Annotated in this window: 15 protein-coding genes and 2 tRNA genes; 10 read left to right on the forward strand and 7 right to left on the reverse strand. The window is 55.3% G+C overall.

The window, feature by feature from the left end:
• Positions 1-9: 9 nt before the first annotated feature.
• Positions 10-1,872 (reverse strand): signal peptide peptidase SppA, encoded by a 1,863-nt coding sequence (gene sppA, locus J1C59_RS08555; protein ID WP_128085563.1) that lies wholly within the window; start codon positions 1,870-1,872, stop codon positions 10-12.
• A gap of 173 nt (positions 1,873-2,045) precedes the next feature.
• Here sppA and J1C59_RS08560 point away from each other — a divergent pair, with 173 nt between their 5' ends.
• The 3 genes from J1C59_RS08560 (at position 2,046) to J1C59_RS08570 (ending at position 5,010) form a co-directional block, all read left to right on the forward strand.
• Positions 2,046-2,597, forward strand: a complete 552-nt coding sequence (locus J1C59_RS08560; RefSeq protein WP_128085562.1) for an NAD(P)H nitroreductase — start codon at positions 2,046-2,048, stop codon at positions 2,595-2,597.
• Positions 2,598-2,788: 191 nt separating this feature from the next.
• The gene (locus tag J1C59_RS08565) at positions 2,789-4,705 is read left to right on the forward strand and encodes a DNA topoisomerase III (protein ID WP_128085561.1); all 1,917 of its coding nucleotides are present in this window, start codon (positions 2,789-2,791) and stop codon (positions 4,703-4,705) included.
• A complete protein-coding gene (locus J1C59_RS08570; protein ID WP_128085560.1) occupies positions 4,702-5,010 on the forward strand; it encodes a YnjH family protein in 309 nt (102 codons plus the stop codon). The genes J1C59_RS08565 and J1C59_RS08570 overlap by 4 nt, the downstream gene beginning before the upstream one ends.
• Positions 5,011-5,043: 33 nt before the next feature.
• Here J1C59_RS08570 and xthA read toward each other — a convergent pair whose 3' ends face one another.
• Positions 5,044-5,850 (reverse strand): exodeoxyribonuclease III, encoded by an 807-nt coding sequence (xthA, locus tag J1C59_RS08575; RefSeq protein ID WP_128085559.1) that lies wholly within the window; start codon positions 5,848-5,850, stop codon positions 5,044-5,046.
• Positions 5,851-5,885: 35 nt separating this feature from the next.
• Here xthA and J1C59_RS08580 point away from each other — a divergent pair, with 35 nt between their 5' ends.
• Positions 5,886-6,029: a hypothetical protein gene (locus tag J1C59_RS08580; protein WP_158086882.1), complete on the forward strand. Its 144-nt coding sequence runs from the start codon at positions 5,886-5,888 to the stop codon at positions 6,027-6,029.
• 20 nt (positions 6,030-6,049) lie between these two features.
• On the opposite strand, the gene J1C59_RS08585 is transcribed toward J1C59_RS08580, so the two are convergent.
• From J1C59_RS08585 to J1C59_RS08600, 4 genes are all read right to left on the reverse strand, one after another.
• A tRNA-Tyr gene (locus J1C59_RS08585) sits at positions 6,050-6,134 on the reverse strand.
• 36 nt (positions 6,135-6,170) lie between these two features.
• Positions 6,171-6,255, reverse strand: a tRNA-Tyr gene (locus J1C59_RS08590).
• 144 nt (positions 6,256-6,399) lie between these two features.
• Complete coding sequence (gene purU, locus J1C59_RS08595; protein ID WP_111140030.1) at positions 6,400-7,248, reverse strand: formyltetrahydrofolate deformylase; 849 nt, start codon at positions 7,246-7,248, stop codon at positions 6,400-6,402.
• 55 nt (positions 7,249-7,303) lie between these two features.
• Positions 7,304-7,759 (reverse strand): YchJ family protein, encoded by a 456-nt coding sequence (locus tag J1C59_RS08600; RefSeq protein ID WP_111140031.1) that lies wholly within the window; start codon positions 7,757-7,759, stop codon positions 7,304-7,306.
• A gap of 96 nt (positions 7,760-7,855) precedes the next feature.
• On the opposite strand from J1C59_RS08600, the gene rssA reads away from it, so the two are divergent.
• From rssA to J1C59_RS08625, 5 genes are all read left to right on the forward strand, one after another.
• Entirely contained in the window at positions 7,856-8,761 is a 906-nt protein-coding gene (rssA, locus tag J1C59_RS08605; protein ID WP_128084064.1) for a patatin-like phospholipase RssA, read from the forward strand.
• Positions 8,762-8,860: 99 nt separating this feature from the next.
• Positions 8,861-9,877 carry a two-component system response regulator RssB gene (gene rssB / locus J1C59_RS08610; protein WP_128084063.1) on the forward strand — a complete coding sequence of 339 codons (1,017 nt, stop codon included), beginning with the start codon at positions 8,861-8,863 and terminating at the stop codon, positions 9,875-9,877.
• Between the two features lie 193 nt (positions 9,878-10,070).
• Positions 10,071-10,979, forward strand: coding sequence for a UTP--glucose-1-phosphate uridylyltransferase GalU (gene galU / locus J1C59_RS08615; RefSeq protein ID WP_111140034.1), 909 nt, complete (start codon positions 10,071-10,073; stop codon positions 10,977-10,979).
• Positions 10,980-11,001: 22 nt separating this feature from the next.
• Positions 11,002-12,342: a UDP-glucose dehydrogenase family protein gene (locus tag J1C59_RS08620; RefSeq protein ID WP_128084062.1), complete on the forward strand. Its 1,341-nt coding sequence runs from the start codon at positions 11,002-11,004 to the stop codon at positions 12,340-12,342.
• Between the two features lie 14 nt (positions 12,343-12,356).
• Complete coding sequence (locus tag J1C59_RS08625; protein WP_128084061.1) at positions 12,357-13,364, forward strand: NAD-dependent epimerase; 1,008 nt, start codon at positions 12,357-12,359, stop codon at positions 13,362-13,364.
• Between the two features lie 82 nt (positions 13,365-13,446).
• Here J1C59_RS08625 and hns read toward each other — a convergent pair whose 3' ends face one another.
• A complete protein-coding gene (gene hns, locus J1C59_RS08630; RefSeq protein WP_128084060.1) occupies positions 13,447-13,857 on the reverse strand; it encodes a histone-like nucleoid-structuring protein H-NS in 411 nt (136 codons plus the stop codon).
• A 409-nt stretch (positions 13,858-14,266) separates the two neighbouring features.
• Between hns and tdk the strand changes: the two genes are divergently transcribed.
• Positions 14,267-14,899 carry a thymidine kinase gene (tdk, locus tag J1C59_RS08635; protein WP_128084059.1) on the forward strand — a complete coding sequence of 211 codons (633 nt, stop codon included), beginning with the start codon at positions 14,267-14,269 and terminating at the stop codon, positions 14,897-14,899.
• The last annotated feature ends 56 nt before the right edge of the window (positions 14,900-14,955 follow it).

A 14,955-nucleotide genomic window follows, 5' to 3' on the forward strand; every position in this document is an offset into this window, starting at 1 on the left:
CTGCGAGGTTTATCGCACTTCGCCGCAGTTCAGGCAGAAGGCGTAACGGTTCTGTGGATCGTTCAGATGGTCAGACAGACCCGGCTGCGCTTTCATCGCGCTCATGACATCCAGCATCGGTGCCGGCAGCCAGGCTTTCAGCGTCGCCGGCAGCATGGCCTGCACAGAGGCGTTCATCTGGCCCAGCATCATATCCAGGAAGCTCGGGTCATCCTGATACCAGCTCAGCTGCGGCTTGCTCACCTTCGCCAGCTCGCCCGCTTTCTTCACGGCATCGTCGAAGTCACCCAGCGCATCGACCAGACCGTTGGCTTTGGCATCGCTGCCGGTCCAGACGTGGCCCTGGGCAATCGCATCAATCTGCTCAGGCGTTTTGTGACGCGATTTCGCGACCAGGCCGACAAAGTTACGATAGCCGTTTTCGATGGTCAGCTGCATCAGCTGCTGAACTTCCGGCGGCAGAGCTTTGGTGGTGGAGACATCTGCCAGCGGCGAGGTCGCTACGCCATCGGTGTGAACACCGATGCTGTCCAGGCTGTTCTCCAGCGTGTTGATCACGCCAAAGATACCAATCGAACCGGTCAGCGTGCTGGGGTTCGCCACGATGTAGCTGGCTGGCGTTGAGATCCAGTAGCCGCCGGAAGCGGCCATTCCGCCCATCGAGACCACGATAGGTTTACCGGCTGCCTGCGCCGCCGCCAGCTCCTCACGAATGGCTTCCGACGCGGTGACGCTGCCGCCCGGGCTGTTAACCCGCAGGATGATCGCCTTGATCTTCGGATCGAGGCGCGCATCGCGGATCTGCGCCGCCGTGGTGTCGCCACCGACGTTGCCCGGCGTCTCTTCGCCATCCATGATGGCGCCGCTGGCCATGATCACCGCGATATTGCCATCCTGCTGCGTGGCGGCCTGTTTCACCGGATAGTCATAGATGCTGACGCTGCGATAGTCGTTGCTCTGCTTATCCAGACCAAAGGTCTTGATGAGCGCCTGATCGGCCGCTGCACGCGACCCCAGCACATCGACCAGCTTATTGTCCAGCGCGTACTGCGCCGTATCGCCCTTAACCGCGTTCAGTCCGGCAATGATCGCCGCCGCGCCCGGGAAGAGCTGCTCGGGCGTAATCTGGCGGTTAGCCGCGACCGTATTCAGGTAGTTCTGCCAGAGCTGACCGATCCAGCGGCTGTCAGCATCCCGTGCAGCCGGAGACATATCGTCACGCAGGAAAGGCTCGACCGCCGACTTGTAGGTTCCGACGCGGAAGACGTGCGAGGTGACTTTCAGCTTCTCCAGCAGCGTTTTGTAGTAGAGACCGTTGGTGGCGAAACCGTGCAGATCGACCGTGCCCTGCGGCGACAGATAGATGCGGGTAGCGTAGCTGGCCAGATAGTACTGCGCCTGGCTGTAGCTGTCGCCCAGGGCATAAATCGGCTTGCCGCTGTCGCGGAATTCACGCAGCGCCTTGCCGACATATTGCAGTGAAGGCTGATCGCCACCGGCAAACTCACGCAGGTCGAGCACCATGCCTTTGATGTTGCTGTCATCTTTGGCCTGACGGATCGCATCAACCACATCAAACAGTGAATTTTCCTGCAGACGATCACTGCTGGCCCCCAGCAGCTGACGACCGATTTTACTCAGGCGGTTGCTGACCGAGGGTTTATCGACCAGCACACCGCTGAGATCCACCTTCAGCGCGCCCTGCTGAATCGGCGCTGAACTGCCGCCGGAGCCGCTGACCTGCAGCCAGATCCCGACACCTATCACAATCAAAAAGATCAGGAAAATATTCAGAATAAATTCCCTGATAAAATTCAGTACCCGCCAGCTCCAGCGGAACAGACCTGCAATTATTCGCCACAATGTGCGCATCCGACTCTCCATATTCATGTAGCAGGAAGTGGCCGCCGCGCGGCCCGGGCTTCCCCGACGAGCTCATCCTAAAGAGCAGCGTGTTAAAAGTCAGCAGGAAATCACTGCGTACTGTTACAAAAAATCTGCCTGTGCCAGGATAATGGCAACATGACAGAGATCGGGAGAGAAACATGGACGCACTGGAGTTACTGGTCAACCGACGTTCGGCTTCACGCCTGACGGAACCGGCCCCGGCGGGCGACGCACTGGAAAATATTCTGCGTGCGGGCATGCGCGCCCCGGACCACGGCACGCTGCAACCCTGGCGTTTTATTATTGTAGAAGGTGAAGGGCGCGACCGGATGAGCCAGCTGCTGGAGCAGGCCGCACGCGATCAACAGCTGGATGAGAAGGGGATTAACAAGGCGAGTCAGGCACCGTTCCGTGCGCCAATGATTATTACGGTCGTGGCCCATTGCGAAGCGCACCACAAAGTGCCGCGCTGGGAACAGATCGCCTCGGCCAGCTGTGCCGTCATGGCCATGCAGATGGCGGCGGTCGCGCAGGGCTTTAACGGCATCTGGCGCAGCGGTGTCTGGACCGACGACGAGCGGGTACGGCAGGGGTTCGGCTGCCGCGAGCAGGATGCCATCGTCGGCTTCCTCTATCTTGGCACTCCGCAGCTGAAATCCAGCACCACGGTCCTGCCGCCCGATACCGCGCCGTTTGTGCGCTACTTCTGACCTGCCTCACGCTTCCGGCAGGGCGATTTCTTTCCCTGCCGTTTGCACGGTTCCTGTGCGAACGATCGCTAAGGCCGTGCGTCATGCTTACACCTGCGTCCCTGCCAGGCTAACATAGCCTCAAGAGTCAAACCGACAGCGGACAACCGGTTTCACCGCGTTCCCCCTGATGTTAAGGATTACCTGATTCAATGCGTTTGTTTATTGCGGAAAAACCGAGCCTTGGGCGTGCTATCGCAGATGTGCTGCCGAAACCGCACCGACGCGGTGAGGGCTTTATTGCCTGCGGTAACGATCAGATTGTCACCTGGTGTGTAGGGCACCTTCTGGAGCAGGCGCAGCCTGACACTTATGACAGCCGCTATGCGCGCTGGTCGCTGGCCGACCTGCCGATCATCCCGGAGAAATGGCGATTGCAGCCGCGTCCCTCGGTGGCGAAACAGCTGAAAGTGGTGGAAGGGTTGCTGGCGCAGGCCACGGAAGTGGTGCATGCCGGTGACCCGGATCGGGAAGGGCAGTTGCTGGTGGATGAGGTGCTCGACTACCTGAATCTGTCGGCTGAAAAGCGCAGTAAGGTGCAGCGCTGTCTGATCAACGACCTTAACCCGCAGGCGGTGGACCGGGCCGTTAACCGGCTGCGTGAAAACCGCGAGTTCATTCCGCTCTGCGTCTCTGCACTGGCGCGTGCCCGTGCAGACTGGCTCTATGGCATTAACATGACCCGCGCCTGGACGCTGCTGGGCCGCAACGCGGGCTATGACGGCGTGCTGTCAGTGGGCCGGGTTCAGACGCCGGTGCTGGGGCTGGTGGTGCGACGCGATGAAGAGATCGAGAACTTCGTTCCCAAAGATTACTTCGAAGTGAAAGCGCATATCGTGACGCCGGAGGGCGCCCGGTTTGTCGCCAGCTGGATCCCCAGCGACGCCTGTGAACCCTGGCAGGATGAAGAGGGCCGACTGCTGAAACGCGCGCTGGCCGATCATGTGGTGGCGCGCATCACCGGCCAGCCTGCGATCGTCTCTGCCTACAGCGATAAGCGGGAAAATGAGGTGGCGCCGCTGCCATTCTCGCTGTCCAGCCTGCAGATTGAGGCGGCAAAACGCTACGGACTGAGCGCGCAGACGGTGCTGGATACCTGTCAGCGCCTGTATGAAACCCACAAACTGATCACCTATCCGCGTTCGGACAGCCGCTATCTGCCGGAAGAGCATTTTGCCGGGCGTCATGCGGTGTTAAAGGCAATTCAGTCGCCCCAGTCCGCCCTGACGCCACCGGCCGATTTCGATGCCGATCGCCGGAACCGCTGCTGGGATGATAAGAAGGTGGATGCTCACCACGCCATTATTCCGACCGCCCGATCCGGTGCGGTGACGCTCACCGAAAACGAACAGCACATCTATGAGCTGGTGGCGCGGCAGTATCTGATGCAGTTCTGCCCGGATGCGGTGTTCCGCAAATGTGTCATCGATCTTGATATCGCGGGCGGAAAATTCGTGGCGAAAGCGCGTTTTCTTGCGGAGGCGGGCTGGCGCGCGCTGCTGGGCAACAAAGAGCGGGATGAGGAGAACGATGGGATGCCGCTGCCGGTGGTGACCAAAGGGGATGAACTGCTGTGCGAACGGGGTGAAGTAGTGGCGAAGCAGACTCAGCCGCCGCGGCCGTTTACCGACGCCACCATTCTCTCTGCGATGACCGGCATCGCGCGTTTCGTTCAGGATAAAGAATTAAAGAAAGTGCTGCGTGCGACCGATGGTTTAGGAACGGAAGCCACGCGCGCGGGGATCATCGAACTCCTGTTTCGTCGTAGCTTCCTGGTGAAAAAGGGGCGTTATATCCACTCAACTGAGGCCGGACGCGCCCTGATTCACTCCCTGCCCGATCTGGCAGCGCGCCCCGATATGACGGCGCAGTGGGAATCGACACTGACGCGCATCAGTGAAAAGGCGTGCCGCTATGATGATTTTATGCAGCCGCTGGTTCAGACCCTGACCGGCCTGATTCAGCAGGCGCGGCAGCAGCCTGCGGCGCATGCATTTCGGGGATTACCGTCCACCGGACAGAAACGTCCGGTGCGCAAAACCAGGCGTAAAGTAAAGGAGACGGAATGAGGCGTTATTCAGTTTTAGTGGTCGTGGCCCTGTCGCTGGCGAGCGGGCTGGCGCAGGCTAACGGCCGTTATCAGTCGATGCCACCAGGTAACAATGGGACGAACACGGATGTGGTGGTGGATCTGCCGCCGGAAGCCTGGATGCAGGCAGAGCGTCGTCAGCCGGACTGTCTGCGCTGCTGCATCTTCGAAAACCGTAACTACACAGAAGGCGCGGTGGTGAAATCGGAGGGCGTGTTGCTGCAGTGTGCCCGTGATGAGCAATCGCTGGGCACCAACAATCTGATCTGGAAGATTGTGAAATAATCATCGCGTGGCGTTCGGCCACGCGACCGTTACTTAAAAGCGGAAAGTTGACCAGACAGGCGCGTGGTCAGACGGCTTCTCCATGCGCCGGATCTCATAGTCGATGCCGCTCTCCACGCAGTGCGCGGCCAGGTTTTTGCTGGCCAGCAGCAGGTCGATGCGCAGTCCGCGGTTGTCATCGAAGCCTTTAGACCGGTAGTCGAACCAGGAGAAGCGATCGGCGACCGCCGGATTCTGCTCACGCCACGTATCTACCAGACCCCAGCCCAGCAAGCGGTCCATCCACTCACGCTCTTCCGGCAGGAAAGAGCACTTGCCGGTGCGCAGCCAGCGCTTGCGGCTTTCCTCACCGATACCGATATCCAGGTCGGTGCTGCTGATATTCATATCGCCCATAATCAGCACCGGCTTATCGGCAGGCAGATCGTCGGTCAGCAGACGCTGCAGATCGCGGTAGAACTTCTCTTTGGCGGGAAACTTGGTCGGGTGGTTGCGACTTTCACCCTGCGGGAAGTAGCCGTTGATCACCGTGATATCGCCGACCGGGCTGGGAAGTTCTGCGATAATCAGACGGCGCTGGGCCTCCTCGTCGTCACCCGGGAAGCCACGGCTGACAGAGACCGGCTGAGCTTTGGTCAGCAACGCGACGCCGTAATGGCCTTTCTGCCCGTGATAGAAGACGTGATAGCCGAGCTTTGACACCTCTTCCAGCGGGAACATGTCGTCATGGACTTTGGTTTCCTGCAGACCGATAACATCGGGTTGATGCTGTTCGACGAGCGCCTCTAACTGATGCGGGCGGGCACGCAAACCGTTGATGTTAAATGAAACAAATTTCATGAGTTCGACCATTGTTCAGCAAGTGATGGGCGAAGATGGTAGCGATTTTTGCTGAAAAAGTCATGGCGGAACAGGCGGAGAATTACAGCAGAAAGGAAAGGGCAGGGATAACGGAAGCCGGATCGAAGATTCTCATTGCTCTCCCCGAAGTATCAGGAGACAACGATGTCGGAAGGTAAATAGGGTGTTTTACAGAAGATGGTGGTGGGAGAAGGATTCGAACCTTCGAAGTCTGTGACGGCAGATTTACAGTCTGCTCCCTTTGGCCGCTCGGGAATCCCACCTGGGATATGGCTGGCTTACGCGAATGCAGATTCAGATGGTGGTGGGAGAAGGATTCGAACCTTCGAAGTCTGTGACGGCAGATTTACAGTCTGCTCCCTTTGGCCGCTCGGGAATCCCACCATGGCCTGAATCGTTATTGCGTAAAGCGGGGCGCATCATACCAAATGCGATAAGGGTGTAAAGCGCCCACTGACAAAACAGTAACTGTTTGCCCACTTTTTACGCGTAGCGCTGAATCTGCAGTCAATTCAGTGCGCTGGCTGATTAAAGAATGATCGTCCGGTTACCGTAAACAAACACACGCTGCCCCAGTACTTTGTACAGCGCATTGCTCAGGACATTCTTCTCGACGTCACGACCGGCTCGCATCATCTCATCCGCGGTATAGCTGTGATCGACGTTGATCACATCCTGCATGATGATCGGGCCTTCATCGAGATTGTCATTCACATAGTGCGCAGTCGCCCCGATGATCTTCACCCCACGCTCATACGCCTGGTGATAAGGACGGGCGCCGATAAAGGCGGGCAGGAACGAGTGGTGAATGTTGATGATCTGGTTCGGGTAACGCTGCACGAAGGCCGGCGTCAGCACGCGCATATATTTCGCCAGCACGACGTAATCGGGCTGATAGCGGTCAATCTCTTCTGCCATGCGGTTGTCGTGCTCTTCACGCGTTAACCCTTCATGGCTTACCAGCACAAACGGAATATCGAAGCGCTCGACCAGCGAACGCAGGGTATCGTGGTTGCCCACGACCGCTGCAATTTCCATGTCCAGACCGCCAAATGCGCTTTTCATCAGCAGATCGCCCAGGCAGTGCGCCTCTTTGGTGACCAGAATGACGACGCGACGACGGCCGGCACTGTGCAGTTCACGTACCGAACCCTGAGGCAGGGCGCTGTCGAGATCGGCAAGCAGTGTGTTGTCGTTAAAAATCCCTTCCAGCTCGGTGCGCATGAAAAAGCGCCCGGTGCGATGATCAACAAACTCATTGTTCTGCACGATATTCAGTTCGTGCTTGTAACAGATATTGGTGATTTTGGCGATCAGACCTTTTGCATCGGGACAAATGGTTCGTAAAACTTTTCTTTGCATGGTTTGCGCTTGCATCTCAATCAGAGTCCTGTCAAAGCATTAAGGGTGAAACCGTTGGGCAGCCGTCAGCTCAGCCACAACATTTTTTGTATTTTTTGCCACTGCCGCAGGGGCAGGGATCGTTACGGCCTGTTGAGGGCGCGGTACCGTCAACATAGTACCAGCGTTGATCCTCGCGAAGAAAGCGTGAACACTCATGAATGGCATGAATGTTCGTTTTCTCGCGATAACGCGCAAAAAAGGTCACAGAGGCTTCGTTCTCGTGGCGTCCATGATTACAACAGGTTACATTCAGGCTAAGCCATTCGGTGCCCGGAAAACTTTCAGATAAAAGCCCGGACAGGCCCGGATGGCGTTTGTCAGGGTGCCAGGTTGCAACCAGATAGTCCGCATTATGCTCAACATAGGCGCAATAGCGGGATCGCATAAGTTGTTCAGCTGTAACAGGAATCTGTTTACCCTGCAGAAAGGGCTCGCAACATACGCTATACTGCTCCCCGCTACAGCATGGGCAGATTTTTGACACATTATCTCCAGAGAATGATGAGTCGATTTCAGAAGCGCGCTATGTTAGCGGACCCCACGTTGTGACGCTACGTATTGACGGCAGGACCAGGTACAAATGAGAAAGGTAAAAATTGGATTGGCTCTGGGGTCAGGAGCCGCCAAAGGATGGGCACATATTGGCGTGATTAATGCGCTGGAGCGTGCAGGTATTGAGATCGACGTCGTCGCTGGCTGCTCTGTGGGCGCGCTGGTGGGATCTGCCTATGTCAATCATCGCCTGCCGCTGATGGAAAAATGGGTCAGTGCATTCCGCTACTGGGATGTGATTCGCCTGATGGATGTCTCCTGGCAGCGTGGCGGCCTGTTACGCGGGGAGCGGGTGTTTAATCATGTCCGTCAGCTTATTCCGAATGATGCTATCGAAGCGTGCCACAAACCCTTTGGCGTGGTGGCAACCAACCTCAGCACCGGCCGTGAACTCTGGCTGACGGAGGGGGGGCTGCATCAGGCCGTTCGGGCTTCCTGCAGTATGCCAGGTTTATTACCGCCCGTGGGCTACAATGGGTATTGGCTGGTGGATGGTGCCGTCGTCAATCCGGTGCCGATTTCACTGACCCGGGCCCTGGGGGCAGACATTGTGATCGCCGTGGACTTACAGCATGACGCGCATCTCATGCAGCAGGATCTCTTTTCCGTCACGCCTCAGAACAGTGAAGAAGAAGCGGCCGCAGCGGCCTTAAGCTGGGGCGGAAAGCTCCGACAGCGGCTGGTGAGTTTCACCCAGCGTCGGGCTTCGCAGTCACCCGGCGCGATGGAGATCATGTCGACCTCTATCCAGGTGCTGGAGAATCGTCTGAAAAGAAATCGGATGGCAGGCGATCCACCCGACGTATTGATCCAGCCGGTCTGTCCGCAGATTTCAACGCTGGACTTTCATCGGGCTGAAGAAGCGATTGAGGCAGGCAGGGCCGCCGTAGAGAAGAAAATGGATGAACTATTACCACTGGTCCGTGGCAGATAATCAGGTTGTTCATTCAAAGCGGTGACTTTGGGCAATTCTGAAAGGCGCAACTGCGTTTTATGAACCACTATTGAAATATCTGGTACGCAGGGGGAAAGAATGGAAAAACCACTACTCGGCAAAAAGATACTCATTGTCGAAGATGAGGCTGTTTTCCGTTCGTTGCTGGACCAATTTTTGTTATCGATGGGTGCTGTGACGTTACAAGCGGAAGATGGTCTGGAAGCAATTGCACAACTACAACAGCATACTGTCGACCTGATTATCTGCGATCTGGAGATGCCCCGCATGAGTGGGATCCAGTTCGTTGAGCATATTCGTACCCGCGGCAACGTGGTACCGATTCTGATCGTCTCGGCCACCGAGAACATGTCTGATATCGCCCATGTGCTGCGTCTTGGGGTGCAGGATGTGCTGCTTAAGCCATTAAAAAATTTCGAACGCTTCCGTGAAGCGGTCTATGAGTGCCTCTATCCCTCGATGTTCACTTCCAAAGTGGAAGAGGATGAGCAGCTGTTCCAGGACTGGGATGCGCTGGTTCGCGACCCGCAGGCCGCCGCTAAGCTGCTCAAGCAGCTGCAGCCGCCGGTGCAGCAGACCATTGCTAACTGCCGGGTGAACTACCGTCAGTTAACGATGGCGGAGCAGCCCGGCCTGGTGCTCGACATCGCGGCGCTCTCCGACAGGGATCTGGCCTTTTACTGCCTCGACGTGACGCGCGCCGGGGACAATGGCGTACTGGCGGCGCTGCTGCTGCGTGCGCTGTTCAACGGCCTGCTGCAGGAGCAGCTCAGCGGGCAGAAACAGCGCCTGCCGGAGCTTAACGGTCTGCTCAGACAGGTCAATCTGCTGCTGCGTCAGGCGAACCTCAGCGGCCAGTTCCCTCTGCTGGTGGGCTATTACCATCGCGGTCTGAAAAACCTGATCCTGGTCTCAGCCGGGTTAAACGCCACACTTCACGTTCACGCTCATCAGATTCAGCTCAGTAATGGTGTCCCGCTTGGCACTATGGGCAGTACCCACCTTAACCAGATCAGTCAGCGCGCAGAGAACTGGCAATGCCACGTCTGGGGCGCAGGAGGACGCATCCGGCTGATGCTTTCCACGGAAGAGTAGGGGTAAAAAACAGTGAGATTCTGGCGCTGAACACAGGGCCAGAGTTTAGCTTTACAGTTGGGTAATAGTCTTAATTTCGACGGTTTCATGCCTTCCAGGATAAATCCGTCCGAGAGTAACTGATATACTCATTTTCGATTTTAAACCGACATATCAAGTATTAACTTGAACGGCCTATGAGAGAGGTATCTTAATGTCTGCCAATAATACCAAAGTAAAAAAAGCGGTAATCCCGGTAGCGGGTTTGGGTACGCGTATGCTTCCAGCGACCAAAGCGATTCCAAAAGAGATGTTACCGCTGGTTGATAAGCCGTTAATTCAGTATGTCGTTAACGAGTGTATTGCTGCGGGCATCAATGAAATTGTGCTGGTAACGCATTCATCAAAAAATGCCATCGAAAACCACTTTGATACCAGCTTCGAACTGGAATCAATGCTGGAAAAACGCGTTAAGCGTCAGCTGCTGGATGAAATCCAGTCAATCTGCCCGCCACACGTCACCATCATGCAGGTCCGTCAGGGTATCGCAAAAGGTCTGGGCCACGCTGTTATGTGTGCACACCCGCTGATCGGTAATGAGCCTTTCGCCGTTATCCTGCCAGACGTCATCATCGACGAGTACGAATCTAACCCAACCAAAGATAACCTGGCAGAGATGCTGAGCCGTTACGAAGAGTCTGGCCGCAGCCAGATCATGGTTGAGCCGGTTGCCGATGTTACCGCGTACGGTGTGGTCGATTGCCAGGGTGCCGAACTGAACCCAGGCGACAGCGCGCCAATGGTCGGTGTGGTTGAGAAGCCTAAAGCGGCAGAAGCGCCTTCAAACCTGGCCGTTGTAGGTCGTTATGTGCTCTCTTCTGATATCTGGCCACTGCTGGCGAAGACGCCTCCAGGTGCAGGCGGCGAAGTTCAGCTGACTGACTCTATTGCTATGCTGATGGAAAAAGAGACTGTTGAAGCTTATCACCTGAAAGGCGTCAGCCATGACTGTGGTAACAAACTGGGCTACATGCAGGCTTTCGTTGAGTACGGTGTTCGTCATCCGGTATTGGGCAAAGATTTCTCTGAATGGCTCGATAGCGCAGTTGGCAACAAAAAGTAATTCATAAACACAGGATAACTCGATGAAAGTCACTGTATTTGGTATCGGCTATGTCGGTCTGGTTCAGGCTGCGGTGTTAGCCGAAGTCGGACATGACGTTCTCTGCATTGATGTCGACGCTAATAAAGTCGAAAATCTGAAAAAAGGCATCATTCCTATTTTCGAACCAGGTTTAACGCCGCTGGTAATGTCAAATTACGAAGCGGGTCGTCTGAAGTTCAGCACCGATGCTGAGCTGGGCGTAAACCATGGTGTTATGCAGTTTATTGCAGTCGGTACGCCACCGGACGAAGACGGCTCTGCCGATCTGAAATATGTGACCGCCGTAGCGCGCACCATTGCGCAGCATATGAACGATCACAAAGTGGTTATCGACAAATCAACCGTTCCGGTTGGCACAGCAGATAAAGTTCGTGCAGTAATGACGGAAGCGCTGAAGGCGCGTGACGCCAGCATCACCTTCGATGTGGTCTCTAACCCGGAATTCCTGAAAGAGGGTGCGGCAGTCAATGACTGTATGCGTCCTGAGCGTATCGTTGTCGGTACCGACAACGACGAAGTGGTTGAACTGTTACGCGAGCTTTATGAGCCGTTTAATCGCAACCACGATCGCATGATCATGATGGACATCCGCAGTGCAGAGCTGACCAAGTATGCGGCCAACTGTATGCTGGCCACCAAAATCAGCTTCATGAACGAGATGTCTAACCTGGCCGAACGTTTAGGCGCAGATATTGAGAAAGTCCGTCAGGGTATCGGTTCAGATCCCCGCATCGGCTATCACTTTATCTACCCTGGCTGTGGCTACGGCGGCTCCTGCTTCCCGAAAGATGTGCAGGCGCTGATCCGTACCGCTGAGTCCATCGGCTATCAGCCACGCCTGCTGCAGGCAGTGGAAGATGTGAATGACAGCCAGAAAACCAAGCTGCCAACCTTCATCAAGCGTCACTTTGGTGACGACCTGAAGGGTAAGACGTTTGCACTCTGGGGCCTCTCATTCAAGCCGAACACGGACGATATGCGTGAAGCCTCCAGCCGCGTGCTGATGGAAACGCTGTGGGAAGCAGGCGCTTCTGTACAGGCGTTTGACCCTGAAGCGATGGATGAAGCGCAGCGCATCTATGGTCACCGCAGCGATCTTAAGCTGATGGGTACCAAAGAAGCCGCACTGCAGGGCGCCGACGCGCTGGTCATCTGTACGGAGTGGCAGAACTTCCGTGCACCTGACTTCGACATCATTAAAAATGCGCTGAAAGAAGCCGTGATTTTTGATGGTCGTAACCTGTATGATCCAGAGCGTATCAGCAAACGCGGTTTCGTTTATTATGCAATCGGCCGCGGAGCGTCTATTCAACCTGCATAATTAACGAGGGATTTATGAACTTTCTGGTCACCGGCGCCGCAGGTTTTATTGGTTTTCATGTCAGCCAACGTCTGCTGGCTGCCGGTCACCAGGTTGTCGGTATCGACAACCTGAATGATTATTACGACGTAAATCTCAAACATGCCCGTCTCAATTTAATTAACGCCGAATCCGGTTTTACGTTTATTGAGATGGACCTGGCGGACCGTGACGCGATGGCGTCACTGTTCGACCAGCATCAGTTTCAGCGCGTAATCCATCTGGGCGCGCAGGCCGGCGTCCGTTATTCCATTGAGAATCCACACGCCTACGCCGATGCCAACCTCATCGGGCACCTCAATATTCTTGAGGGATGCCGTCATCATAAAATTGAACATCTGCTCTATGCCTCCTCCAGTTCCGTTTATGGACTGAACCGTAAAATGCCATTTTCGACCGAAGACAGCGTGGATCACCCGGTTTCATTATATGCGGCGACAAAAAAAGCCAACGAGCTGATGTCCCATACTTATTCGCATCTGTATCAGTTGCCGACGACCGGACTGCGCTTCTTTACCGTTTATGGCCCGTGGGGGCGTCCGGATATGGCGCTGTTCAAATTCACCCGAGCCATGATCGCGGGTGAGGCGATTGATGTGTATAACCAGGGGCAGATGAAACGCGACTTTACCTATATCGACGATATTGCGGAAGCCATTGTCCGTCTGCAGGCTGTTATTCCTCAGCAGGATGATAACTGGACGGTTGAAACCGGTTCACCCGCCACCAGTTCCGCGCCATACCGCGTCTATAATATTGGTAACAGTCAGCCTGTCACCCTGATGAACTATATCGAGGCGCTGGAAAAAGCGCTGGGTATTACGGCGAAGAAAAATCTGATGCCCATGCAACCCGGCGATGTGCTGGAAACCAGCGCGGATACCGAGGCGCTGTTTAAGGCAATCGGTTTTAAACCGCAGACCGGCGTCGAAGAGGGCGTTAAAAACTTCGTGGCGTGGTATCGCGATTTTTACCGCGTCTGATGAAAAAGAAAAAGGAAGCTCTGGCTTCCTTTTTTTATGGCTATCGGATCGGCGTCGTTTCAGATCGCGAAACCGGGTGTCTTCAGAGTAAAAAATCGTCCAGCTTTTTACCCTGTTCTTCCAGCGCTTTTTTAATCGCAGCAGGCGTCCGTCCCTGACCGGTCCAGGTTCGGGATTCCCCTTTCTCGTCCGTGTAGCCATATTTAGCCGGGCGCACTGAGCGTTTACCTTTTGCTGTTGTCCGTGCAGACGGCGTCTGCGTGCCAATCAGTTCGTTCGGATCAATGCCATCGGCCAGCAGCATTTCACGATACTGATTAAGTTTACGCGTGCGTTCTTCATTTTCAGCCTGAAAATGGGACTCTTCTTCACGGCGTTCTTTTACCACCACATCCAGTTTTTCCAGCATCTCTTCCAGTGTTTCCACGGAATACTCTCTGGCCTGGGCGCGCAGCGTACGGATATTATTAAGAACTTTTAGTGCTTCGCTCATTGTCCTGGTCTCTGAATAAGGAAAAAGTTGTGTTGCCCGCTAATAGTAGTGGTGACATTAAATAAACTCAATCATAAAACAATAAAAGCGCTAATTCGCCGGGCGGTTAAAAATAATCACGACTGAAAAAAGGCAGCAGAAAGAATTTAAAAAAATAGTTTCATACGGGCGGATATGAAAAAAATTTAATGTATTTTCAGCCGTCGGAAAAATGTCATCTCTGTTATTGCGGTTAAAAAAAGGAAAGGGCAGCCGCCCCGGTTGCGCGGCACATCAGCCGGATAAACCGGTTAGCGGGGGCTGAACGATCCGTCGTCAGGCGTTATGGCTTCATCAGTGACAATGTATTGCCGGCGCTTTGTGTTAATATGCGCGCCATTCCGTTCAGTCCCGATGAAGATACGTTTCTATGGCTCAACTCTATTTTTATTACTCTGCCATGAATGCAGGGAAATCAACTGCACTGCTGCAATCCTCCTACAACTATCAGGAACGCGGTATGCGCTCACTGGTCTACACCGCTGAAATTGATAACCGCTTTGGTGCCGGGCAGGTAAGTTCCCGCATCGGACTCTCGTCGCCAGCCTGTCTCTATAATGCAGAGACGCCGCTCTTCAGCGCGATCGCTGCCGAGCACGCCGCCAGCCCGGTTCACTGCGTTCTGGTGGATGAGAGCCAGTTTCTGACCCGCGAACAGGTTAAAGCGCTCTCTGATGTGGTCGATGACCTGGATATTCCCGTGCTCTGCTACGGTCTGCGAACCGATTTCCGTGGCGAACTCTTTGTTGGCAGTCAGTATCTGCTGGCCTGGGCAGACAAGCTGGTTGAGCTGAAGACGATCTGCCACTGTGGCCGCAAGGCCAGCATGGTGCTGCGACTGGACAGCGAAGGAAAACCCTTCAGCGAGGGTGAGCAGGTGGTGATTGGCGGCAACGAGCGTTATATCTCCGTCTGCCGCAAGCACTACAAGCAGGCGATAGAGCAGGGGTCGCTGCAGGCGATTCACGGCGCACAGACGCCGCTGCCCGATCCCCATGACTGAGAAAGAAAAAAACCCGCCGAGGCGGGTTTTTTTATCAGCGTGTTAACGCGGCGCTA

The organism is Pantoea deleyi (assembly GCF_022647325.1).
GTDB classification, from domain to species: Bacteria; Pseudomonadota; Gammaproteobacteria; order Enterobacterales; family Enterobacteriaceae; genus Pantoea; species Pantoea deleyi.

Excerpts from the sequence above, each read along its gene's own strand:
- J1C59_RS08625 (WP_128084061.1), top strand. The coding sequence starts at position 12,357 with ATGAACTTTCTGGTCACCGGCGCCGCAGGTTTTATTGGTTTTCATGTC.
- J1C59_RS08565 (WP_128085561.1), top strand. The coding sequence starts at position 2,789 with ATGCGTTTGTTTATTGCGGAAAAACCGAGCCTTGGGCGTGCTATCGCA.
- purU (WP_111140030.1), bottom strand. The coding sequence starts at position 7,248 with ATGCAAGCGCAAACCATGCAAAGAAAAGTTTTACGAACCATTTGTCCC.
- galU (WP_111140034.1), top strand. The coding sequence starts at position 10,071 with ATGTCTGCCAATAATACCAAAGTAAAAAAAGCGGTAATCCCGGTAGCG.
- rssA (WP_128084064.1), top strand. The coding sequence starts at position 7,856 with ATGAGAAAGGTAAAAATTGGATTGGCTCTGGGGTCAGGAGCCGCCAAA.
- tdk (WP_128084059.1), top strand. The coding sequence starts at position 14,267 with ATGGCTCAACTCTATTTTTATTACTCTGCCATGAATGCAGGGAAATCA.
- xthA (WP_128085559.1), bottom strand. The coding sequence starts at position 5,850 with ATGAAATTTGTTTCATTTAACATCAACGGTTTGCGTGCCCGCCCGCAT.
- J1C59_RS08570 (WP_128085560.1), top strand. The coding sequence starts at position 4,702 with ATGAGGCGTTATTCAGTTTTAGTGGTCGTGGCCCTGTCGCTGGCGAGC.
- hns (WP_128084060.1), bottom strand. The coding sequence starts at position 13,857 with ATGAGCGAAGCACTAAAAGTTCTTAATAATATCCGTACGCTGCGCGCC.
- J1C59_RS08580 (WP_158086882.1), top strand. The coding sequence starts at position 5,886 with ATGGTAGCGATTTTTGCTGAAAAAGTCATGGCGGAACAGGCGGAGAAT.
- J1C59_RS08560 (WP_128085562.1), top strand. The coding sequence starts at position 2,046 with ATGGACGCACTGGAGTTACTGGTCAACCGACGTTCGGCTTCACGCCTG.
- J1C59_RS08620 (WP_128084062.1), top strand. The coding sequence starts at position 11,002 with ATGAAAGTCACTGTATTTGGTATCGGCTATGTCGGTCTGGTTCAGGCT.
- sppA (WP_128085563.1), bottom strand. The coding sequence starts at position 1,872 with ATGCGCACATTGTGGCGAATAATTGCAGGTCTGTTCCGCTGGAGCTGG.
- rssB (WP_128084063.1), top strand. The coding sequence starts at position 8,861 with ATGGAAAAACCACTACTCGGCAAAAAGATACTCATTGTCGAAGATGAG.